General features: G+C 58.0%; 17 protein-coding genes. 5 read left to right on the forward strand and 12 right to left on the reverse strand.

Features of this window, described 5'->3' with window-relative positions:
* Positions 1-12: 12 nt before the first annotated feature.
* The 4 genes from AC6I8J_RS11460 to AC6I8J_RS11475 form a co-directional block, all read right to left on the reverse strand.
* Entirely contained in the window at positions 13-1,680 is a 1,668-nt protein-coding gene (locus AC6I8J_RS11460) for a ShlB/FhaC/HecB family hemolysin secretion/activation protein (RefSeq protein ID WP_260058444.1), read from the reverse strand.
* 408 nt (positions 1,681-2,088) lie between these two features.
* Positions 2,089-2,244, reverse strand: coding sequence for a hypothetical protein (locus tag AC6I8J_RS11465; RefSeq protein WP_202605085.1), 156 nt, complete (start codon positions 2,242-2,244; stop codon positions 2,089-2,091).
* 144 nt (positions 2,245-2,388) lie between these two features.
* On the reverse strand, positions 2,389-3,501 hold the full coding sequence (locus tag AC6I8J_RS11470) for a lactonase family protein (protein ID WP_253419077.1): 1,113 nt from the start codon (positions 3,499-3,501) through the stop codon (positions 2,389-2,391).
* 197 nt (positions 3,502-3,698) lie between these two features.
* Positions 3,699-5,108, reverse strand: a complete 1,410-nt coding sequence (locus AC6I8J_RS11475; RefSeq protein ID WP_161736528.1) for an EmmdR/YeeO family multidrug/toxin efflux MATE transporter — start codon at positions 5,106-5,108, stop codon at positions 3,699-3,701.
* Positions 5,109-5,570: 462 nt separating this feature from the next.
* Here AC6I8J_RS11475 and AC6I8J_RS11480 point away from each other — a divergent pair, with 462 nt between their 5' ends.
* Positions 5,571-7,025, forward strand: a complete 1,455-nt coding sequence (locus AC6I8J_RS11480; RefSeq protein WP_222925324.1) for an AMP nucleosidase — start codon at positions 5,571-5,573, stop codon at positions 7,023-7,025.
* A gap of 738 nt (positions 7,026-7,763) precedes the next feature.
* Here AC6I8J_RS11480 and AC6I8J_RS11485 read toward each other — a convergent pair.
* Positions 7,764-7,895 (reverse strand): hypothetical protein, encoded by a 132-nt coding sequence (locus AC6I8J_RS11485; protein ID WP_497825377.1) that lies wholly within the window; start codon positions 7,893-7,895, stop codon positions 7,764-7,766.
* A 929-nt stretch (positions 7,896-8,824) separates the two neighbouring features.
* Between AC6I8J_RS11485 and AC6I8J_RS11490 the strand changes: the two genes are divergently transcribed.
* Together AC6I8J_RS11490 and AC6I8J_RS11495 are read left to right on the forward strand one after the other, a co-directional pair.
* Positions 8,825-9,508 (forward strand): helix-turn-helix transcriptional regulator, encoded by a 684-nt coding sequence (locus tag AC6I8J_RS11490; protein ID WP_497825378.1) that lies wholly within the window; start codon positions 8,825-8,827, stop codon positions 9,506-9,508.
* Positions 9,509-9,512: 4 nt separating this feature from the next.
* The gene (locus AC6I8J_RS11495) at positions 9,513-10,178 is read left to right on the forward strand and encodes a PAS domain-containing protein (protein ID WP_497825379.1); all 666 of its coding nucleotides are present in this window, start codon (positions 9,513-9,515) and stop codon (positions 10,176-10,178) included.
* 866 nt (positions 10,179-11,044) lie between these two features.
* Here AC6I8J_RS11495 and AC6I8J_RS11500 read toward each other — a convergent pair.
* Positions 11,045-12,343 carry an NCS2 family permease gene (locus AC6I8J_RS11500; protein ID WP_222925472.1) on the reverse strand — a complete coding sequence of 433 codons (1,299 nt, stop codon included), beginning with the start codon at positions 12,341-12,343 and terminating at the stop codon, positions 11,045-11,047.
* A gap of 422 nt (positions 12,344-12,765) precedes the next feature.
* On the opposite strand from AC6I8J_RS11500, the gene AC6I8J_RS11505 reads away from it, so the two are divergent.
* A complete protein-coding gene (locus AC6I8J_RS11505) occupies positions 12,766-13,509 on the forward strand; it encodes a response regulator (RefSeq protein ID WP_161735998.1) in 744 nt (247 codons plus the stop codon).
* A gap of 15 nt (positions 13,510-13,524) precedes the next feature.
* On the opposite strand, the gene AC6I8J_RS11510 is transcribed toward AC6I8J_RS11505, so the two are convergent.
* The 4 genes from AC6I8J_RS11510 to AC6I8J_RS11525 all read right to left on the reverse strand — a co-directional run bounded on the left by AC6I8J_RS11510 (position 13,525) and on the right by AC6I8J_RS11525 (position 17,786).
* Positions 13,525-14,208, reverse strand: coding sequence for a D-lyxose/D-mannose isomerase (locus tag AC6I8J_RS11510; RefSeq protein WP_161735999.1), 684 nt, complete (start codon positions 14,206-14,208; stop codon positions 13,525-13,527).
* A 44-nt stretch (positions 14,209-14,252) separates the two neighbouring features.
* Positions 14,253-15,191, reverse strand: coding sequence for an ABC transporter substrate-binding protein (locus AC6I8J_RS11515; protein WP_161736000.1), 939 nt, complete (start codon positions 15,189-15,191; stop codon positions 14,253-14,255).
* An 89-nt stretch (positions 15,192-15,280) separates the two neighbouring features.
* Complete coding sequence (locus tag AC6I8J_RS11520) at positions 15,281-16,261, reverse strand: ABC transporter permease subunit (RefSeq protein ID WP_161736001.1); 981 nt, start codon at positions 16,259-16,261, stop codon at positions 15,281-15,283.
* A 10-nt stretch (positions 16,262-16,271) separates the two neighbouring features.
* Positions 16,272-17,786 (reverse strand): sugar ABC transporter ATP-binding protein, encoded by a 1,515-nt coding sequence (locus AC6I8J_RS11525; protein ID WP_161736002.1) that lies wholly within the window; start codon positions 17,784-17,786, stop codon positions 16,272-16,274.
* Positions 17,787-17,933: 147 nt separating this feature from the next.
* On the opposite strand from AC6I8J_RS11525, the gene AC6I8J_RS11530 reads away from it, so the two are divergent.
* Positions 17,934-20,543 carry an ATP-binding protein gene (locus AC6I8J_RS11530; RefSeq protein WP_161736003.1) on the forward strand — a complete coding sequence of 870 codons (2,610 nt, stop codon included), beginning with the start codon at positions 17,934-17,936 and terminating at the stop codon, positions 20,541-20,543.
* Here the strand turns inward: AC6I8J_RS11530 and phnE (AC6I8J_RS11535) are convergent.
* Positions 20,497-21,381 carry a phosphonate ABC transporter, permease protein PhnE gene (gene phnE, locus AC6I8J_RS11535; RefSeq protein ID WP_161736004.1) on the reverse strand — a complete coding sequence of 295 codons (885 nt, stop codon included), beginning with the start codon at positions 21,379-21,381 and terminating at the stop codon, positions 20,497-20,499. The two genes, AC6I8J_RS11530 and phnE (AC6I8J_RS11535), sit on opposite strands and share 47 nt — an antisense overlap.
* Positions 21,378-22,238, reverse strand: coding sequence for a phosphonate ABC transporter, permease protein PhnE (phnE, locus tag AC6I8J_RS11540; protein WP_222925317.1), 861 nt, complete (start codon positions 22,236-22,238; stop codon positions 21,378-21,380). Before phnE (AC6I8J_RS11540) ends, phnE (AC6I8J_RS11535) begins: the two co-directional genes overlap by 4 nt.
* Between the last annotated feature and the right edge of the window lie 49 nt (positions 22,239-22,287).

The raw sequence follows: 22,287 nt of genomic DNA on the forward strand, positions 1-22,287 counted from the left end.
CGGGGCCTTTTTTTAGAAAACGAGTCCAATACGCGCGTAAACGCTGAGGCGGTCAGGCGCAAGGTAATCGGGATAGCTGACAGGGATGCCCAGCGACAGCTGAGTGGAGACATGCGCGTTACGGGTGCCAAGTCCCAGCGAACTGCCCCACAGCGTGCCTGCTGCGTAGCGATCCTGTTTGTCGCTCTGGAGCCACCCGCCGTCCAGCGCCAGGGTGGTGCTGACCTCGCCGATTGCAGGCAAGGTAAACAGCGAGTAATTCAGTTCGTTACGCAGATAGCCGCCAACATCGCCGGACAGGTATTGCTCCTTGTAGCCGCGAACCGAGTTCTCGCCACCAATCGTCAGGCGTTCGCTGCCATAGAGGCGATCCGGCGACCACTGAGCGTAAAAACTGCTGAGCCACCACATTTTCTGAGTAACTGGCCGCTGATAGCTGCTGCTGACGCTCCATTTGCGGAATTCAGCTTTCGGAAAATCGTCGCTTTTACCCTTGTCGCTTTCCGCATCAAACCACGGCATCCCGCGGCTCAGCATCGGGTTCAGGGTGGCCACCCCACCTGCAATTTTTTGCGTATGGTTAAAACCGATCTGCAGACTGGTCAGTTTGCGGCTACTGCTTTGCAACAGCGTCTGGTTCAGCCAGTTATGGCTGACATAATGGTTCAGCCCGAGCTGAACGCCGGTTTTGATTTGCCCGTTGCGGAACAGCACCCACGAGCCGCTGATACGATTAGAGATGTTGTCGCCGTTGCTGTACCAGTCGAAGCTATTGGCGTTAAAGCGGCTGTGATAATTGCTCCAGCTATAGCTGTAATCCAGCAGCCCATAGCCATAAGGCACGCTGACGCCCGCCTGGAAATTTTGCGCGTCACGCCAGTCGCTGAAAGCGCTGCTGCGACCACCGCTGACAAACCAGCGATCGGCAATGCCCAACAGGTCATTACCCACCAGCGAGGCGGAAAGCTGACCAGTGCCCGTCGTTCGCTGGCCGCTGTTGTCCATATTCAGCCCCAGCGTCAGCGGGAATTCAGGCGTGCTGGTCAGATTGACGATGGAATAACCGGGCTTAGCTGACGGGATGATTTCAATCTGAACCGGCGTGGTACGCAGCCGGTTTATCTGCTCCATACCCTGTTCAATGTCGCGTAAATTTAAAATGCGACCGGCACGGGTCGGGAATGCCATTGTCAACTGACGTGAACGGACACCCTGCAACCGAATTTCTTCCAGCCTTCCCTCAAGCACGGTAATCGTTAAAATCCCGTGAGACAGGTTCTGTTCTGTCAGGAAGGCCCGGCTGGTGATATAGCCCCGCTGGACATACCATTCAGATATCTCGCGTACCAGCTGATTAATGCGCGCCAGACTCAGACACTGATTGATGTAAGGCGCGACGAGTTTCGCCTGCTTATCTGGCGTAATTAACGTCGCCTGTTGCAGGGTAATCTGGCGGATAGCGAAGCAGGGACCATGAGCAGGAACCGGCACTGATTGTTGCAGTTCAACCTGATGCGCCTGCGTTAACGCGTCGCGCTGCTGCTGATCCTGTTGCAGACGCTGCTGCTGCTGATTCTGAATAACGTCAAGGTCACCGGGCGTAACCGGCGCAGCCATGAGATGGCTGATAAAAAAACTGGCTCCGAAAACCAGCCACTTCCCTGTATGAGGCATTTTCATCGAAGTATTAACGGCACTTATTGTAAGTTTTGTGTAAGGACAGGCGTGCAGACTACCACCTTAACAATCAGAAGTTCCTTATTGACTTGAAAAAAAGATGTAATTTCAGAAAAAGTGAAATTATCGATAAATAATTAATCCTTAAATCAAATTCACAGCTTCCTTGCAACTTTCGCAGGATGCAGCTCTTTTTGATTGTTAAGGAAATGAAAGTATTGTCCTGCATGCTTAACTCTTTATTCTCGCAGGATTGTTGTTTCTTATAGCAGTACGGCGGTATTTACAGGTTTAAAAGCAGTGATGGAGATATCTTCGTGATCAGATATGAAGGTTCAAATGACACTCAGCCCTGAACGCAAAAAGGCCCGCAAAGAAGCGGGCCTTTAACCAGACAAAGCACAACAACCGTTATTTTTCATGATAACGATGCACTGCCGGATAGTATTCCAGTCCATAGAGCTGGCTTAGCGGCAGTAGCAGTTCAACGTTAATGTCATGGCTATGGGCATCCGCCGCAGGGCCGCTCAGCAGCTGTTCAAACCAGGCTATCAGTTTCTGTTTCATCTCGGGTTCTCCGCATCAGTTTATGCCCTGAGTAAACCCGCTTACGCGCCCGATCAGAACCAAAAATTTCTGCGCTGCTTATGCCGAAAATGGCATAACGCGCCTTGCCTGGCCCATCATCAGCTGCCGCGAGACACCGGCCGGTTACTGCGTTATCAGCGTCACCCAGTTTGCCCCTTTGCCAGCTGGTGCTTCCGCCACCCGTTTAAGTTCGCCGCTGGCCGGAGCGATGGCGTAGCTGCCAATCACGGCGCTCTTCTCTCCGCTGACGATCAGCCATTTGCCCTGGGCATCAATCGCGATACTGCGCGGCTGTTTTTCCACCGGCCAGCTGCCGATGAGTGTTAACTCCCCCGACGATTTATCTACCCGATAGCCGCTGACGGTACTGGAGGTGCGCTCGGTCACATAGATAAATTGTCCATCCGGCGTGATTCTGATGTCCGCCGCCCAGATGCGCGGCGTCGGATCGCTGTAACCCGCCGGGCGCTGCTCGCCATGCTGCAGGTTATATTTCTTCGCCACCGCATTGGGCCAGGTTTTTAATGGCGTCAGCGTGCCATCGGCTGCACGCCGGAACTGCGTAATGGTGCCGCTCATCTCCGCGAGGTTGTAGAGGAAGCGATTATCCGGCGATATCACCGAATGCCGCGCACCGCTGTTCTTCTCGCCCTGAACAAAACCGGTGCCCAGCGGCGTGATCGCCCCGTCACTGGCAAAAGCATATTGCAGCACCCGATCCGCGCCAAGGTTGCCAACGTAGAGCGAATGATTGCTGACGTCGGTGATCACCGAATGGGCATGCGGCCCGGTTTTCACTTCGCCCGTAACCTGGGTCGTCACAATGCCTTTATCATCAATCCGGTTGCTGGTGACGATATCGCTGTCATAGGAGGCGGCCAGCAGGTAGCGCCCGCGCTTATCGGTAGTGATCCAGGGAAAGCTGGCTTTAACCGGCGTCAACGCCAGTTTCTGCAGATCACCGTGTGGACGGGTGACGCGCCAGCTGATGATTGCGTAAGGCGGCGAGCGCAGCGCGCCATAGAGATGTTTACCATCCGGGCTGACCGCCAGCGGCATAATCTTTTTCCCGGCGGGCGTATCGCCCCGCCATTGCAGGCTGCCATTCGCCTCGCTGAGCTGATAGCGGGAAACCGTGCCGGATTCGGCATTCGACACATAAACAAAGGTTGTCGCCCACAGCGGGGGGCTACACAGCAGCGGCAGAAGTGCCAGCGCCGTTTTCAGACGGATCATAGGGTCACCTTGATAAGAAATGTCTGCGTCAATGCGCAGCAGGAATTACGCTAACCCTGTCTGATGAGACTGGCTTTGTGCAACTGACTGAAATTATACCTGAAAGTCTGGAGATGTGACGAAGATGTTATTTTTAAAGGCGGGGGCCTGAGAGGTGATGCCTTCCCCCGGTGCCAGGAGAAGGCATATGCTTGTTGCTACCCGGTTTTCGCGATCATTTTATAGTAACGGTTAAGCCACTTGCCGCTGTTAAGTCGCCACCAGAAGAAGATGCCACGCACCGTCCAGTCGAGGAACATCCCCAGCCAGACGCCGGTGACGCCCATCCCCAGCTGAATACCCAGCAGATAACCGACCACCACGCGCGCACACCACATGCTGAACATCGACACATACATAGTGTAGCGCGCATCACGTGCGCCCTTAAGTCCGGCAGGTAGCACCCATGACGCAGCCCATAGCGGCATAAACAGCGCATTCAGCCAGAGCAGATGTTTCGTTACGTTGATCACTTCCGGGTCGCTGGTATAGAACCGCGCCAGCAACCCGGCCAGCGGCACCGTCAGCAGCGCTATCGCGCTCAGGCACGCCGTTGCCAGCCAGAAAACATGCCGCACCTGTCGTTCCGCCTGAAAGACCTGATTTTTGCCCAGACGGGTACCGGTAATAATGGTCGATGCTGAACCCAGCGCATTGCCCGGCAGGTTGATCAGCGACGCAACCGAGAACGCGATAAAGTTACCCGCAATCTCACTGGTGCCCATGCCTGCCACAAACACCTGCGTCAGCAATTTACCGCCGTTGAACAGCACCGACTCGATACTGGCAGGCACACCTATACCTAATACTTCCATCAGAATGCTGCTGTTCCAGCGTCGGAAATAACTCGACAGCGTGATTTTCAGCGAGGCATTAAAGCCAATCATCAGCACGTAAATCACCGCGATCGCCCCGATATAACGGGTGATGGTCAGACCGAGTCCGGCGCCGACAAACCCCAAACCGTCCCATGAGAAGCAGCCATAGATCAGCACGCTACTGATAATGATGTTAAGGATGTTCATGCCGCCGTTAATCAGCATCGGAATTTTGGTGTTACCCGCGCCACGCAGCGCACCGCTGCCGATCAGCGTGATGGCCGCTGCCGGGTAGCTCCAGGCGGAGGTCTGCAGATAGCTCAGCGCCAGCGCTTTAACTTTAGGGTCGGCGGCACCGGCTATCGCATCAACGATGAGATGGCCCCAGAACTCAATGGCGATCACCAGCACAAAGGCGAGTATCGTCATCATCGCCAGCGACTGACGCGTGGCGGCACGGGCGCGCTTGCCGTTGCGTTTTGCCAGGCTGAACGCCACCACCACCGTGGTACCGAGATCGATAGCCGCAAAGAACGAGATGATCACCATATTGAAGCTGTCGGCCAGGCCAACGCCCGCCATTGCCTCTTTGCCCAGCCAGCTGACCAGGAAGGTGCTCAGTACGCCCATCAACAGCACACAGGCGTTCTCGAAGAAGATAGGCACTGCTAATGGCGATATTTCACGCCAGTAGAGCGTGCGATAAGAGCGGCGTTTCGGGTACCACGCCGTGCGCTTAATCGCCTGCATCACTGCTACGCCGGGATTTTGCAAAGGATTACCAAATCAGAAGAGACTGACGAGATCTAATGATGATAGTGGGCAGAGAAATATGCAAAGTCTTTCCGGGACAAATTAATCATGGTTACAAACTTTTTAATTCAGATTCGGCAGATTCTGCCTCACCGGGTCGTCCCCTGTAGCAAACCTGATTATTTCCGGGACGTTACGATCGCCTGTCAGCACGGTACTGCTGGCTGCGCTGCCGCTCTCTTGTCATATGCAGCGCAACAGACACGGCGGCATCGCCTGTTGCGATAATAAAGATTTTCTTAACGGATTCTCGTGGCGTGCGTTCCGGCTCAGTGCAGCACTGGTCAGATTACGCGCGTCGTTAGCGCAAAAAAAAAGCGATCACAGATTCTTCACCAATCTCTGCAACAAACCCGCTAAGCTTGGGGCAAATTGCGGAAAAAAATGGAAGGAGAAACCATGCCGACACTACGGAAAAACCTGACCAGCCAGCAGGCGCTGGATGAACTCGAACGCCTTTACGACGGTGCCGTTGATGCGCTCCGTGCGGCGATTAAAGTGTTTACCGAAAACGGCACGCTGCCCGATGCCGCGGAACGGGAAAAGGGACTCTTTGTTTACCCGGAGCTGCGCATCACCTGGCACGGTGAAGGTCCACAGCAGAACCGCACGCGTGCCTGGGGCCGCTTTACCCATACCGGCAGTTACAGCACCACGGTCACCCGCCCGGCGCTGCTGCGCCACTATATTTCAGAACAGCTGGCGATGCTGGAGAAGGAATATGAGCTGGAGATCGACGTGGTGCCCTCCAGCCAGGAGATCCCCTATCCTTACGTGATCGACGGTTCCGATCTGTCGCTGGATCGCACCATGAGCGCCGGTATTGCGCGCCACTTCCCGACCACCGAGCTGTCACAGATTGGCGATGAGACCACCGACGGTCTGTTTCACGTCGACGCCAAATTCCCGCTGTCGCACTTCGATGCGCTGCGCACTGACTTCTCGCTGGCCCGTCTGCGTCACTACACCGGCACCAGCGTAGAGCACTTCCAGCCGTTTGTACTGTTCACTAACTACACCCGTTATGTCGACGAGTTTGTGCGCTGGGCAATTGAGCAGGTGCGCGATCCCAATACCCCTTACGACAGCCTGGCCTGTGCGGGTGATGTCGTGCTGACGGCCGACACCGCCGACAGCGAGTCGATGCTCTCGGATCTGGCGTGGAAGAAGCATCAGATGCCTGCCTGGCATCTCACCTCACCCAATCGCCGTGGCATTACGCTGATTAATATCGGTGTCGGCCCGTCGAATGCCAAAACCATCTGCGATCATCTGGCGGTGATGCGCCCGCACGCCTGGCTGATGATTGGTCACTGCGGCGGTCTGCGCGAGAGCCAGCGGATCGGCGACTATGTGCTGGCCCACGCCTATCTGCGTGACGATCACGTACTCGACAGCGTGCTGCCGCCAGACATCCCGGTGCCAAGCATTGCCGAAGTGCAGCGCGCACTGTATGACGCCACCAAGTCGGTGAGCGGCATGCCAGGTGAAGAGGTGAAACAGCGCCTGCGTACCGGCACCGTGGTGACTACCGACGATCGCAACTGGGAGTTGCGTTACTCCGCGTCGGCCCTGCGCTTTAACCTGAGCCGTGCGGTAGCGGTCGATATGGAGAGCGCCACCATTGCCGCGCAGGGCTATCGCTTCCGGGTGCCGTACGGCACGCTGCTGTGCGTCTCCGACAAGCCGCTGCACGGCGAGATTAAGTTACCCGGTCAGGCAAACCGCTTCTATGAGGGGGCGATTTCAGAGCATCTGCAGATTGGTATCCATGCGGTTGAACTGCTGCGCGCCGAAGGCGATAAGCTGCATTCGCGAAAGCTGCGGACGTTTAATGAGCCGCCTTTCCGGTAGGTGTATCGCCGCTGGCTTGGGGAGGTTTGTTCGCTGCGTGAACGGGGCTGCTGCGCTGACGCTGAGGTGTTCGCTGCGCGAACAGGCTATGAGAGGAGTTTCGTTCGCCTCGCGGGCTACATGCGCTAATAACATGGTGTTCGCTGCGCGAACAGGCTCTGAGAGGGGTTTCGTTCGCCTCGCGGGCTACATGCGCTAATAACATGGTGTTCGCTGCGCGAACAGGCTCTGAGAGGGGTTTCGTTCACCTCGCGGGCTACATGCGCTAATAACATGGTGTTCGCTGCGCGAACAGGCTCTGAGAGGGGTTTCGTTCACCTCGCGGGCTACATGCGCTAATAACATGTTGTTCGCTGCGCGAACAGGCTCTGAGAGGGGTTTCGTTCACCTCGCGGGCTACATGCGCTAATAACATGGTGTTCGCTGCGCGAACAGGCTCTGAGCGGGTTTTCGTTCGCCTGAGCAGTTAGGCAGTTTCAGACCCGCCTCTGCAGGCGACTGACAAGGGGGCGCCAGTCGCCGCGCCCCCTTGACCCCGGGCTCCGGCCTGCTTCACCGCCGCTTCGCGGTCCCTTCGCTTCTTCCGGATTTCTGACGGAACGGCGGGACGCGCCATCCCTGGCGCGAACCCGCCTCTTCGCGACATCCCTGTCGCTCGTCCTGAAATCCCTCATCCGCTCAGCGGTTCTGACGGCCTCCCTCTCCCGCTTTTATCTCTTCTTTTAATGTTGAGTAACTTTATCGTTTTACATTTCCGGGATTGGCTTTGGCTTTGGCTTTGGCTTTGGCTTTGGCTTTGGCTTTGGCTTTGGCTTTGGCTTTGGCTTTGGCTTTACAGGTTAGCAGACAACACAGCACCACAGTTAACACAAAGAAATCACAGGCGGGGGTTGGTGAGAGGCATCCGGAGTGCTGAGGAACAACCAGAGGCCAGGATGAGCCGACAGGACGTCGGCGAAAGGACGGTTCGCGCCAGGGAGGGCGCGTCCGGACGGTCCGTCGGCCGCAGGGCGTGACGAGGGTACCCCGCAAAGCGGGGCGCGCAGGCAGCCGGACGCCGGGATTGTTAAGGGGCGGGCGTCCGCCCCTTGACGCGTCCGCCTGCACAGGCAACCTGAAACTCCCCATAGCCTGGCGGGCGTAACCTTCTCAGTGCCAGCCCGCTGCAAAGCGTAATTTTCTCACCGGCAGGGGTCTGCCAGAGGCATCCGCAGCGCTGAGGAACAACCGGAGGCCAGGATGAGCCGACAGGACGTCGGCGAAAGGACGGTTCGCGCCAGGGAGGGCGCGTCCGGACGGTCCGCTGCCCGCAGGGCGTGACGAAGGCACCCCGCAGGGCGGGGCGCGCAGGCAGCCGGACGCCGGGATTGTTAAGGGGCGGGCGTACGCCCCTTGACGCGTCCGCCTGCACAGGCAACCTGAAACTCCCCATAGCCTGGCGGGCGTAACCTGCTCAGTGTGCCGGCACCGCGCAACATAACCTTCTCAGCGTCAGCTCGCTCGAAAGCGAAATTTATGCGGACCACTAAGTCCTGTCATTAACCCTAATTAAATCCCGTAATTAATATGCCTCTTAAAACAAAAAGCCCATAACCTTTCGGTTATGGGCATACTTCTTTTTTTATTATACAGACAACTTTCCCTGCGCATTGGCTTGTGATATTACTTTCACACCCATCCCGGCTTGCATAAAGGTACAATTAAAGTACGGCACTTTATATAAAGTGTTATTACTTTGTAGGGTTATTAAGTTGCAAGGTCAATTTAATGTAGAGTAATGAAACTGTAAGGACACGCTCATGAAAGAAATTACATTACCTGTCAGGCTTATCAGGATGTTTGAAAACGATCCTGTTGTCGGCTGGGGCGTGAAGGACAATCAGTCCCACTTTGTTTATGTCAATAATACGTTCAAAAGCTGGCAGACGCTTTCAACGAAATTTGACTACGAAGGTCGCCATATCAGAGATATGCCTGTTCCGGTTGCAGAATTTGCTGACCTGTTCAGCCAGCAGGAGAGAGAGATAGAAAGAACTGGCCAGGCGGTAAGAGCGATTACCACACATATACAGGGCAAAGAGAAAATCATGCAGCCCGCATACAGCGTTCAGGAGCCACTGTATGACGACACGCATAACTGTATAGGTACACTGGTCAGCGTCAGGCATGTCAGGATCATCACACCGGGAGCGTTGCTGGACGGCAAAATAATTCAGCATGCGACTTTTGAATCGCCCTCATCCGTCTTCACAGAAAAAGAGTGGGAAGTCGTTTATCTGCTGGTCTGTGGCATGAACATAAAAGAAATAAGCAGCATCCTGGCAATTTCAGCCGACGCAGTTAATGGCAGACTCAGAAGTTGTTACAGAAAGACTGGCCTGAATTCGCTTTCCGCACTGACCGGCTATTGCCGTGACAATAAGTTAGACCACTATATCCCACCGTTCTTTCTGAAAAAAGGCCATATTATAATAAGAGGATGAACTGATGGTCAGAAAGCTGAATCCTGTTGAATATTACTTTGATCACTCGCTGTTTGGCTGGGCTATTAAAAACAGTGTCTCACGCTATATTTATGCCAATAAGATTGCATGCAGTTATTTCAACGTTACGTCTGACACTCTTGTGGGGACATTTGACACCGACCTGACGCCAGACATTAGCGATTATTACCACCATATTCTGCATGATGATAAAAAAATCCTGAATACAAAAGAAATGAGCATTGTGCTTAAGACTTTTGAATACGGAAAAGAGAACAGGCTGCGATCTTTTATGGTGGAGAAACGCCCATGGACGTTCAATGACGGAACCGATGGTATTATCTGTACCTACCTTGAGATCACCAATGTTTACTTTTCAACGTTCCTCCGGCCACGTGACAGAAGACCCTTTGTCTTTACCCGGCCCGCGAATATCTTCACCGACAAAGAATGGGAAGTGATTCTGCTACTGCTTTGTGGGGTAAAGCAGAACCTTATGCCAGGAATTCTTGGCATCAGTGCTCCGGCCCTTCGCAACCGGCTTATACGCTGTTACGACAAATCTGGTGCAACCAACAACGCTGCGTTGAAGGAGCATTGTATGCAGGAGGGGTGGGATAACTACATCCCGCCTTTTTTTCTGAACAAAGGATATGTGCTGATTACCTGAGGCGCAGAGGCTGGGTTTGTTCGCTGCGCGAACGGGCGTTGAGAAGGTTTCATTTGCCTGCGGACCAGCATCTCCCGGGTGTGCGCTGCGCGAACAGGCTATGAGTGGGGTTTCGTTCGCCTGAGGAGTTGGGCAGTTGGGCAGTTGGGCAGTTGGGCAGTTTCACACCCGCCTCTGCAGGCGACCGACAAGGGGGCGCCAGTCGCCGCGCCCCCTTGACCCCGGGCTCCGGCCTGCTTCACCGCCGCTTTGCGGTCCCTTCGCTTTTTCAGGATTTCTGACGGACCAGCGGGACGCGCCATCCCTGGCGCGAATCCGCCTCTTCGCGACATCCCTGTCGCTCGTCCTGAAATTCCTCATCCGCTCTGCGGTTCTGACGGCCTCCCTCCCCCCTGCTGTTATCTCTTCTTTCTGTGTTGGGTACTTTATCGCTGTGGGTTTTTTGGGACTGGCTTTGACTTTGACTGTGGCTTTAAGTCCAGCAGACAACACAGCACCACAGTTAACACAAAGAAATCACAGGCGGGGGTTTGGGAGAGGCATCCGGAGCGCTGAGGAACAACCGGAGGCCAGGATGAGCCGACAGGACGTCGGCGAAAGGACGGTTTGCGCCAGGGATGGCGCGTCCGGACGGTCCGCTGGCCGCAGGGCGTGATGAAGGCACCCCGCACAGCGGGGCGCGCAGGCTGCCGGACGCCGGGATTGTTAAGGGCCGGGCGTCCGCCCCTTAACGCGTCCGCCTGCACAGGCAACCTGAAACTCCCTATCGCCTGGCGGGCGTAACCCGCTCAGAGTAAGCCCACTGCAACGCGTAACCCACCCAGAGCAAGCCGCTGCTAAGCATTCCTTAACCGCAACGCGGTAGATTAAGCACTTAACCACCCAAGTTTAATCACAAACAAAATCGACAGAATCACCAGTGCCGCATTCACCTCTTTCGCGCGACCACTCAACAGCTTCACCAGCGTCCAGGTAATAAAACCAAACGCGATGCCATTGGCGATGGAATAGGTCAGCGGCATGGTCAGCGCGGTCACGGTAACCGGGGCAGCCGTGGTGATATCTTTCCAGTCAATATCTGCCAGACCCGATGCCATCAGCACCGCCACAAACAGCAGTGCAGGCGCAGTAGCGTAAACCGGCACGCTGGAAGCCAGCGGTGAGAAGAACAGTGCCAGCAGGAACAGGATACCCACCACGATCGCGGTCAGTCCGGTACGGCCACCGGCACTCACGCCTGCCGCCGATTCCACATAACTGGTGGTGGTCGAGGTCCCGAGCAGTGAACCAAACAGTGCAGCCGCACTGTCAGCAATCAGCGCACGGCCCATCTTCGGCACGTTGCCCTGCTCATCCGCCAGACCAGCACGTTTCGTCACGCCCAGCAGCGTGCCGGTGTTATCAAACACATCGACAAACAGGAAGGCGAAAATCACGCTAATCAGGCCGACGTTAAATGCCCCGGCAATATCCAGCTGCATAAAGGTTGGTGCAATCGATGGCGGCGCAGAAAAGACCCCGGCAAACGGCGACAGACCCATGCCCATCGAGATAAAGGTCACCAGCAGAATACCGATCAGCACCGCGCCGGTGACGCGACGCGCTTCCAGTACCACGATCACCACAAAGCCAAGCATCGCCAGCAGCGGACCCGGTTTGGTCAGATCGCCAATGCCCACCAGCGTGGCCGGATTATCGACCACGATGCCCGCCCCTTCCAGCGCAATGATCGCCAGGAACAGCCCGATACCGGCGCCAATCCCGGCGCGCAGCGGCAGCGGGATACTGGCAATAATCCACTCACGGATTTTAAACAGGGACATTGCGAAGAAAATCACTGCCGAGAGAAACACTGCGCCCAGCGCAACCTGCCACGTGTAACCCATGTGCAACACCACGGTGTAGGTAAAGAAGGCGTTCAGTCCCATGCCTGGTGCCAGCGCGATCGGGTAGTTGGCGATCAGCCCCATCAGCACGCAGCCAATCGCCGCCGCCAGACAGGTGGCGACAAATACCGCGCCTTTATCCATGCCGGTTGCGCCCAGAATGCTCGGGTTCACAAACAGAATATAGGCCATCGCCAGGAAGGTGGTGATCCCGGCGATAATCTCGGTACGAACCGTGGTGTTATGCGCTTTGAGTTTGAATAGTTTTTCTAACATCATCATCTCTCGATACAGGAGACAGCCGTCTCTCTTGCCAAAGGGGTTTGTATGCTGATTATTCTGTTTCCGGGACATGGATGCCGGCCGCTGCATACCTGCGTGCCAGAACCGCCTGAAATCCCTGCCTTACCCACTGCCCAAAGCAATTGCCATGCCATCTGCCGACGCAATCGATTACCTGGCAGAGCCGGACTTGCCTAAGAAGAGTCCGAACCAAAACGAGGCGCGATTATGGTGCAATGCACCGATCCTGCGCAATCGTTTTCCTGCGGCAAATCAGCACCCCCTGAAAACTCTGCGCCAGCGCACGCTTCCATACTTTCACAGGCGAAGCGGGTCACGTTTCAGCACGCTGCCTCAGCAACCTTTTCTGGCCTGTGTAGACTCCAGAATTAACTCTTTCGTAACATTGAGGCCGCGCCATGAAGCCAGCGATTTTGGTGGTGGATGATGATCCTGCTGTCTGCGATGTCCTGCAGGATGCGTTAAGTGAACATCTGTTAACGGTCTACCGCTGTCATCAGGGACGCGAGGCGCTATCAATGCTCAACGCGCACCCGGAGATTTCGCTGGTGATGCTGGATATGATGCTGCCCGATACCAACGGTTTACTGGTGCTGCAGCAGCTTCAGCGGCAACGACCGGAAGTGCTGGTGATTATGCTGACCGGCATGGGTTCAGAAGCGGAGATGGTAGTCGGTCTGGAGATGGGCGCAGACGACTACATCGCTAAACCCTTTAATCCCCGCGTGGTAGTGGCGCGCGCCCGGGCGGCCCTGCGTCGCAGCGGGCGTATCGCACAGGCCGATCCTGAACAGGCGGGCTGGCGTTTTAGCGGCTGGCAACTGGACGATGGCCGCTGCCAGCTGTTTAATCCGCAGCGCGAACTTGTGCCGCTGACCCAGGGAGAATACAGTCTGCTGCGTGCGCTGGTGTGTCACGCCCGCAAGGTGCTGACCCGCGATCAGCTGCTGGAGCTGACCCACAGCGAAAGTCTCGATGTGTTTGACCGCACCATCGACGTGCTCATCATGCGGCTGCGCCGTAAAATTGAAACTAACCCGCATCAGCCTGACCTGATCCGCACCATCCGCGGGCTGGGTTACGTCTTTTCGGCCGATGTGGTGAAACCCGATTCGACAACGCGTGCCAGTCAGATTGCCTGATTACGCCTGCCGCGCTCAGGATAGCCAGTCCGAATAATCGTTGCACAGCAGCCAGCGCGGCGCTTCATCCTCATTCAGTGGATTAAAACGGGCCAGCGGCGTCAGAAACACGTTGTCGTTTTCATCATCGTTGGGCATTGATACCTCACCCACCAGCACATCGCCGAAGCCGCTTTCGCCCCAGAAACTGTGCCAGACGCCCGCCTCCAGCGTTACGCTTTCACCCGGAGAGAGCCGCAGTTGTGAACCGGCAGCATGAATCTGGCGCAGGCCATCCAGCGACACTGCCACCGGCGAGTCAGCCAGCCCGTCACCGTCGCGGTTATGCAGTTCGACAATCAGGTTGCCGCCGCCGCGATTGATGATGTCTTCCATCTTGCGCGGATGATAGTGCATCGGCGTCAGTTGCCCTTCACGCACGTGCATTATCTTCTCGGCGTAGGGTTTATGCCACGGCTGCCCGCCCGGCGAGCCGTTACGAAGGGTAAACAGCGTCAGGCCGGTCTGCATAAAATCTGCCGCGCCAAAACTGGTGAGGTCCCAGCCCAGCCGCAGCGCCAGAATCTCCTGTATCACGTCGCGATCCTGAGCGCGCCACTGGCTGACGCTGTAATCGGCCCACGGCGGCAGATGCACATCCTGCTGCCGGAAAAACTCGCGGGTATGTTGCAGATAAGAGTTAACCTCTGAACGTTGCATAGTGGCCTCCTGAGAGCGGCACCCGAAGGGTGCCACATTAAAGCCTATTTCACCGTCCAGCCCTGATAGCTGCCGATATTATTGCGGTCGATCAGTTTCACCGGGATCAGCACGGGCTTATCCGGGGCCGGTTTGCCCTGCAGGATGTCATAGCCAATCTCAACCGCTTTGGCCGCCATGACCTGCGGGTCCTGCGCAGGCGTCGCAACGAACAGTGAATTCTTGCGCTTCAGCGCCTCTTCACCGTCTGGCGAGCCATCGACGCCAACGATAAAGAACTCACTGCGCTGCGCCTGTTTCGCGGCTAAATCGGCACCAATCGCGGTCGGGTCGTTGATAGCAAAGACCGCATCGATTTTCGGGTTAGCCGAGAGCAGGCCGGTCATGACTTCCAGTCCGCCTTCACGACTGCCTTTGGCGTTCTGGTTGTAGGAGAGCAGCTTGATATCCGGATGGGTTTTCAGCTCATTCATGCAGCCTTCAACGCGGTTCTGTACGGCTGAAACCGGCGGTCCGTTGATGATCACCACGTTGCCTTTGTTCTTCAGGCGGTCAGAAATATATTTACAGGCCATCGCGCCCGCCTCGGTGTTATCGGAGGTGATGGTCGCATTCGCGCCATCGGCTGCCACGTCGACCGCCACCACCACGATACCGGCGTCACGCGCCCGCTTCACCGCCGGGGCGATCCCTTTGGAGTCAGCGGCATTGAGGATAATCATGTCGACTTTGGCCGCGATAAAGTTATCAATCTGGCCGACCTGCTGACCGAGATCGTAACCGCTGGAGACCAGCGTCACGTTGACCTTATCGCCCGCCAGCTGACGCGCCTTCATCTCTGCGCCTTTGGTGATCTGCACGAAGAAGGGGTTAGCGAGATCGCCGACCGTGACGCCAATAGATTTGAGTTCTTTTGCCTGAGCCAGGCCGGTGCTGAGCAGCGTCGCCGCCAGCAGCCCGGTTACAATCGGATTAAAACGCATAGACCTTCTCCTGCTGTTTTTAGGTGCCAACCACTTAATGGCGTTTTTTGGGTGGCGGAGGCGACACGGCGCATCCGCCCTTTTCAGCTTCAACTCACATGATGTCGGGTACGGTATTTGTCGATCAGGACCGCGATGATGATCACCGCCCCCTTGATCACCAGTTGCCAGAAATAGGAGACGCCCATCAGCGTCATGCCGTTATTCAGCGTGGCAATAATCAGTGCGCCAATCAGGGTGCCGGTGATGGTACCAATGCCGCCGACAAAGCTGGTGCCGCCGAGGATCACCGCCGCAATCGCATCCAGCTCGTAGCCGACGCCGAGGTTGCCGTTGGCGCTGTAGAGCCGCGAGGCGCTCATTAAGCCGCCCAGCCCCGACAGCAGGCCGCTCATGCCGTAGACAAACAGCAGCACCACGCCAACCTTGATGCCGGTAAGACGCGCCGCCTGGATGTTGCCGCCGACCGCGTAGATATGGACGCCCAGCGTGGTGCGACGCAGGATGAACCAGCAGATGGCGATTACCGCAAAGGCAATCACAATCAGCCACGGCACCGGCCCGAGATAGCCGTTACCAATCCACTCAAAGTTAATATCGGAGTTAATCACCGTGGTGCCGTTCGCCAGCAGATAGGCCGCCCCGCGCAGCGCAGTGTAGGTGCCGAGCGTGACAATAAAGGGCGGCAATCCGGCCCAGGCGACGAGGATACCGTTGAACAGCCCCATCACCAGGCCCGCGCCCAGCGCCATCGGAATAGTCAGGGAGGCGAGCATCGGATCCAGCGACGCCACCAGCGCGACCACCGCCGTAGTGCCCAGCATCGATCCCACCGACAGGTCGATGCCGCCGGTCAGAATGACAAAGGTCATGCCCGCCGCCAGCACGATGTTGATCGACGCCTGACGGGTAATGTTGAGCAGGTTCGCTTCGGTAAAGAAGTTGGGCGTAACGAACCCAAATACCGCCACGATCAGGATAAGAATCGGCAGGATACCCACCGTTTGCAGCAGATCGCCCATCAGGGCGCGTTTCAGCGTCGGCGCTTTGGTGCGGGCCAGTTGTGACATGATGGTCTCCTCAGATTTCGCCTGCTGACGTGCTGTGCGCACCGGTTGCCAGCGTCATAATGTTTTCCTGACTGATGTGGCTGCCCTCAAGCTCACCGACGATGGTGCCTTCGTGCATCACGTAAACGCGGTCGCTCATCCCGACCACTTCCGGCAGTTCGCTGGAGATCATTAAAATCGCCACACCCTGCCGCGCCATCGCCTGCATCATGCGGTAGATCTCGCTTTTCGCGCCGACATCGACGCCGCGCGTCGGCTCATCCAGGATCAGAATGCGCGGGCCAATCGCCACCCAGCGTGAGATCAGCAGCTTCTGCTGGTTGCCGCCCGACAGGCCGCCTGCACGGACCTGAGCGTGTGGTACACGAATATTGAGTGAGGCGATCGCCTCCGTCGCGATGGTCTGTCCTTTACGGCGGTTGAGCATGCCGTAACTCGAATCGCGCTCCAGCGTCGCCATGACGATGTTCTCCTGCGCCGCCATCTCCAGAAACAGCCCCTGCTCTTTGCGGTTCTCAGTGAGAAAACCGATACCGCGCGCAATCGCATCACGCGGCGAATGAATAGTGACCTTCTCGCCGTCGATCCAGATCTCACCCTGTTTCGGCTTGTGTACGCCAAAGATCAGCTGTGCCAGTTCACTGCGGCCTGCGCCCACCAGACCGGCCAGGCCGACTATTTCCCCGGCCCGCACCGCCAGACTGCTGGGATGCACTTTGCCGCCGTCGGCGAGGTGATTCACTGCCAGCCGGATGTCGCCCAACGGGATAGCCCGGTCTTTGTTAAACAGGTCGCTGAGCGGCCGCCCGACCATCATCCGCACCAGTTCACTGGCATTGAGCTGGTCACGGGTCAGGCTGCCCACATACTCCCCGTCACGCAGCACGCTGACGCGATCGGACAGCTCATAGACCTCCGCCATGCGGTGGCTGATATAGATAATGGCCATGCCTTCGCTGCGCAGCCGTTTAATCAGCGCAAAAAGCTGTTCGGTTTCGCGATTAGAGAGCGCGGCGGTCGGCTCATCCATCACCAGGATGCGGCTGTTGCGTTGCAGCGCGCGGGCGATCTCCACCTGCTGCTGCTCGGCGATGCTCAATCGACTCACCAGATCCCAGGCGCTGAACTGCGCGCCGAGCCGGTCAATCACCCGCTGCGCCTCTTCGGCCATCTGCCGCCGCTTCACCAGCCCGCCGGGTGCGATTTCGCTGCCGAGAAAAATGTTCTCCGCCACCGTCAGATTGGGTGCCAGGTTGATCTCCTGATAAATCAGGGTGATCCCGGCGGCCAGCGCCTCTTTCGGCCCCTTAATCGTATAGGGCCTGCCTTCAATGAGAATTTCCCCGCTGCTGGCGGTATAGGCACCGGCCAGAATCTTCATCAGTGTGCTTTTACCCGCGCCGTTCTCTCCCATCAGCGCATGAACCTCACCAGGATACACCGTGAGGTCAACGCCCTTCAGGGCATGAAAATTGCCGAAGCGCCGGGTAATGCCCCGCATTTCCAGTATCGGTGTGGCTGTCATCGCCCTGCTCCTGCGGACTGTGGATAGCCGCCAGTTAAGCAACACCAGATAAACGGAAAATGTCAGCCGCCATTCATATTTGTCATAAATGCCCGACATCACGCTCCTATACTCGGCCCACTGTTGCAGTGATGAAGAGGTTGTGGGATGCAGCGCAGTTATCCGTGGCAGGCCGGGGCACGTGGCCGCCTGTTGCTGTTCAATCTGCTGGTAGTGTCGGTCACGCTGATGGTGAGCGTGGTGGCGATTATCGGCTTTCGTCATGCCGGGGCGATTCAGGAGCAGGCGCAGGCGCAGACGCTGGCGGATATGAACGGCAGCCTGGCGCTGGCACGTGACACCGCCAACGTGGCGACAGCAGCGGTGCGGCTGTCTCAGGTGGTCGGGGCGCTGGAGTATCAGAGCGAATCACAGCGGCTGCAGCAGAATCAGCAGGCGTTGCAGCAGTCGCTGAGCCTGCTGGCCAGCGCGCCGCTGGCGGCCCGTCAGCCGGAGCGCATCGCCCGGATCCGCGCGCGCAGCCTGATGCTGGAACAGACGATTAACAGCCTGCTGCTGAACGGCCATCAGCGGCATCTGCAGCGCAACAACATGCTGAGCGATCTGTGGCAGACGCAGATTCTGCTCAGCCATATCGACCAGCGGGTGCAGCTGGAACAGCGGACGCGACCGGATGCCGCACTGCGCGAACAGACCGAACGGCTGATCACCATCGCCATCCGTACACCCTCGCCCATCGCCGTGATTGAGCAGCTTCAGCAGATCATGACGCAGTGGCGCACGGTGCCGCTGACGGGGATCACCGGTCAGCAGGTACAGCGGCTGCTGGTCACTCAGCAGCGCCTGCTGCCGCTGGCGGAGGCGCTGGAGCAGAGTGACCTGGCGATCGCCTACGCCACCTACCGGATTAAAGCGCTGGTCGCGATGCTGAACGACGATATCAATGCGTCGGTGCAGCAGGTCGCATTGCAGAGCGAGGCGCGCACCCAGGCCACCCATCACGAACTCGACTCCATCATCGGCTTTATCGCGCTATTTGTGCTGCTGGCGCTGGCGATCACCGGGTACGCCGGGATCTATATCTACCGCAATCTTGGGTCGAGCCTGACGGCGATTGCCGGGGCGATGACGCGGCTGGCGCAGGGCGAGCAGAACGTCAGCGTGCCGGGATTGCAGCGGCGCGACGAGCTGGGCGAGCTGGCGCGCGCCTTTAACGTCTTTGCCCGCAATACCGCCTCGCTGGCGCATACCTCACGACTGCTGAAAGAGAAAAGCAATCAGCTGGAATCCACGTTTCTGGCGATGCGCGACGGCTTTGCCCTGTTCGATCACCACGGTCAGCTGGTGGTGTGGAACGCCCAGTATGCCGAGCTGCTGGGTATCGCGCCGCGTGAGCTGCATCGTGGCGTCCATTATCAGCAACTGCTGGCTCCGCTGGCGGTCGATCTGCACGATCCCGGCGAACCGCAGGAGATCCGGCTGGCCGATGGCCGGACACTGGAGCTGCGCTTCAGCCCGATCCCCCGGCGCGGCATGGTCAATACCGTGCTGGATCGGACCTCGCGCAAAACGCTGGAGGAAGCGCTACAGCACAGCCAGAAGATGAAGGCGGTCGGTCAGCTGACCGGCGGCCTGGCGCACGACTTCAACAATCTGCTGGCGGTGATTATCGGCAGTCTGGCGCTGACTGAAGGCCAGCTGATGCCCGGCCCGCTGGCGACCCGGATAGAGCGGGCGCGGCAGGCCGCCGATCGCGCCGCCCAGCTGACGCAGCGGCTGCTGGCGTTTTCACGCAAGCAGGCGCTCTATCCCCGCGCGGTGTCGGTGGTGACGCTGGTGGATAACCTGCAGAGCCTGTTGCAACACTCGCTGCTGCCGGGACAGCAGCTGGTTATTGATGCGCAGCGTCCTGGCTGGCTGGCCTGGATTGATGCCAGCCAGCTGGAGAATGCGCTGATGAATCTGGTGGTAAACGCGCGCGATGCGATGTATCAGCAAAGCGGCGAAATCCGGCTGCGCATCTGGAATCAGCGTCGTCCGGAAGCAGGCGAGAAAAGTGACAGGGTCACAATAGAGGTCATCGATCGCGGTTGTGGTATGTCCGCCGAGGTTCGCGAGCAGGTTTTCGAGCCCTTCTTCACCACCAAAGCCACCGGCAGCGGCAGCGGACTGGGGCTGTCAATGGTTTACGGCTTTGTGCGACAGTCAGGCGGGCAGATCGAACTGGAAACCGCGCCGGGCCAGGGCACCACGGTGCGGCTGCTGTTGCCGCGCGCTTCGGAAGCCGCCGCCACTGCCGCGATCGCCCCGCCACCGCCAAAGCCCGCGGAGGCAGAGGCAGCGAACAACCGGCTGATACTGGTGCTGGATGATGAACCGGCGGTGCGCCAGACGCTGTGCGAGCATCTGCATCAGCTGGGGTATCTGACGCTGGAGTGTGGTGATGGTGAAGCGGCGCTGGCGCTGCTGCGCCAGACGCCCGATATCGACCTGCTGATCAGCGATCTGATGCTGCCCGGCGAGATCAATGGTGCAGAGGTGATCCGCCAGGCGCAGCAGAACTGGCCGCAGCTGGCGACGCTGCTTATCAGCGGTCAGGATCTGCGCCACCAGCCGGTGACGCTGCCGCTGTGCGAACGACTGGCGAAACCCTGGCAGCAGGCCCAGCTGGTGCAGGCGCTGCAGCGCGCCTGGCAGCGCAGCGAGCGACTTAATCGCGCGCAGCAGGCTGCCACAACGGCACCGGCTTGCCACTGATGTAGCGCTTACGCAGGCGGCTGGAGATCACATCCATCACCATGACCACTACCACCAGGATCAGCGTCAGGAACATCACCACATCCCAGTTCCACAGCCGCATGTTCTCGGCATAGACCAGGCCGACGCCACCCGCGCCGACAAAGCCCAGCACCGCCGCCGAACGGGTATTAGACTCAATCTGGTAAAGGCTGAGCGCCAGGAACTGCGGAAATGACTGGGTGAAGATGCCGAACCGGTGTTTCTGCAGACTGTTGGCCCCGACCGCGCCCAGCCCGCGACTGGGCGAGCGCTCCACCGCTTCATGCCCTTCGGCGTACAGCTTACCGAGCAGGCCGACATCCTGCAGGATAATCGCCAGCACCCCGGCCAGCGGCCCCATCCCCACCGCTCGCACGAATATCAGCCCCCAGATCGCCATATCGATGCCGCGTAACACATCGAACAGACGCCGCACCAGAAACGCCAGCGGCTTCGCAGCGCGATCGTGCATCACATTGCGTGCCGCCAGAAACGACAGCGGCAGCGCCAGCAGCGAGGCAGTCAGCGTGCCGGCAAAGACAATCCCTAAGGTGATGCCGACCTGCGACAGATAGTAGCCAAACGGCCAGTTCACGAAATCGTGCCAGACAAACATCCGCAGGAAATAGCGCCCCAGCTGCTGACAGCCCATCAGCAAACGCGACCACTCCAGACCAAATACCGAGAAGAAAAAGAGGTAGTAGAGCAGCACTGCCAGTGTCATCAGCGCCAGGCGACGCAGATAGCGCGGCTGTGCGGCGAAGAGTTCACGATGCTGCTGCTTCATTAGCGCGATATCGGGAACGGTGCTTATCATGTCCTGTCTCCTGTGACACGGCGACGAAGCTGGCCGGAGAGCGTATCCAGCAGCGACACCACAATCAGGATCAGCAGCAGCGTGATACTGACCTGATCGTAGCGGTCCAGTTTGATATTGGTCATCAGCTCCTGGCCGATGCCACCTGCGCCGACCAGCCCAAGAATGGTGGAGGAGCGAAAGTTAATCTCCAGCCGCATAAAGCTGTAGGAGAGAAAGATCGGTTTCACCTGTGGCCAGAAGGCGAAACGCATCCGCTGCAGCTTGCTGGCACCGCAGGCGGCCAGACCGCGCACCGGCTTATCCGACGCCGACTCAATCGCCTCGTAAAACAGCTTGGTCAGGCTGCCCACGGTGTGCAGCGCCAGCGCCAGAAAACCAGGGATCGCGCCGATGCCAAACGCCATGACAAACATCACCGCCCACGCCAGCTCTGGCATGGTGCGCAGAAAGGCAACACAGGCGCGAATCGTCATCCGCACGCTGACCGGCGTCTGGGTGTTGTCGGCGGCGAAAAAGGCCAGCACTGCGGCCAGTGCCACCGCCACCAGCGTCGAGGCCAGCGCCAGTTGCAGCGTTTCCCAGATCAGCGGCAGCTGAATCGGCAGACGGTAGCCCCAGTAAGCCAGCGAGCCACTGGTTTTGCCGTCGGCAAACAGCAGCGGCAGATGCAGCACCGGCAGGATTTCGTGCAGGTAGTCGAAGAAGTGCGGCAGCGACTGCCAGACGGTGAGCAGATTAAATTCTGCCACCCTGCCCGCCGCCAGATAGAGCGCCACCAGCAGCAGTGACCACAACAGCGTGTCACGCTTCTGCTGACGGCGGATGCGTTGGTAATAGTGTTCGAAGTCGGTCAAAGGGGTTCTCCGGCGCTAAAGCAGCGGGACGCAGGCGGGGTTGCCGCGT

This window comes from Pantoea sp. X-Soil-ISGK-355, assembly GCF_059730805.1.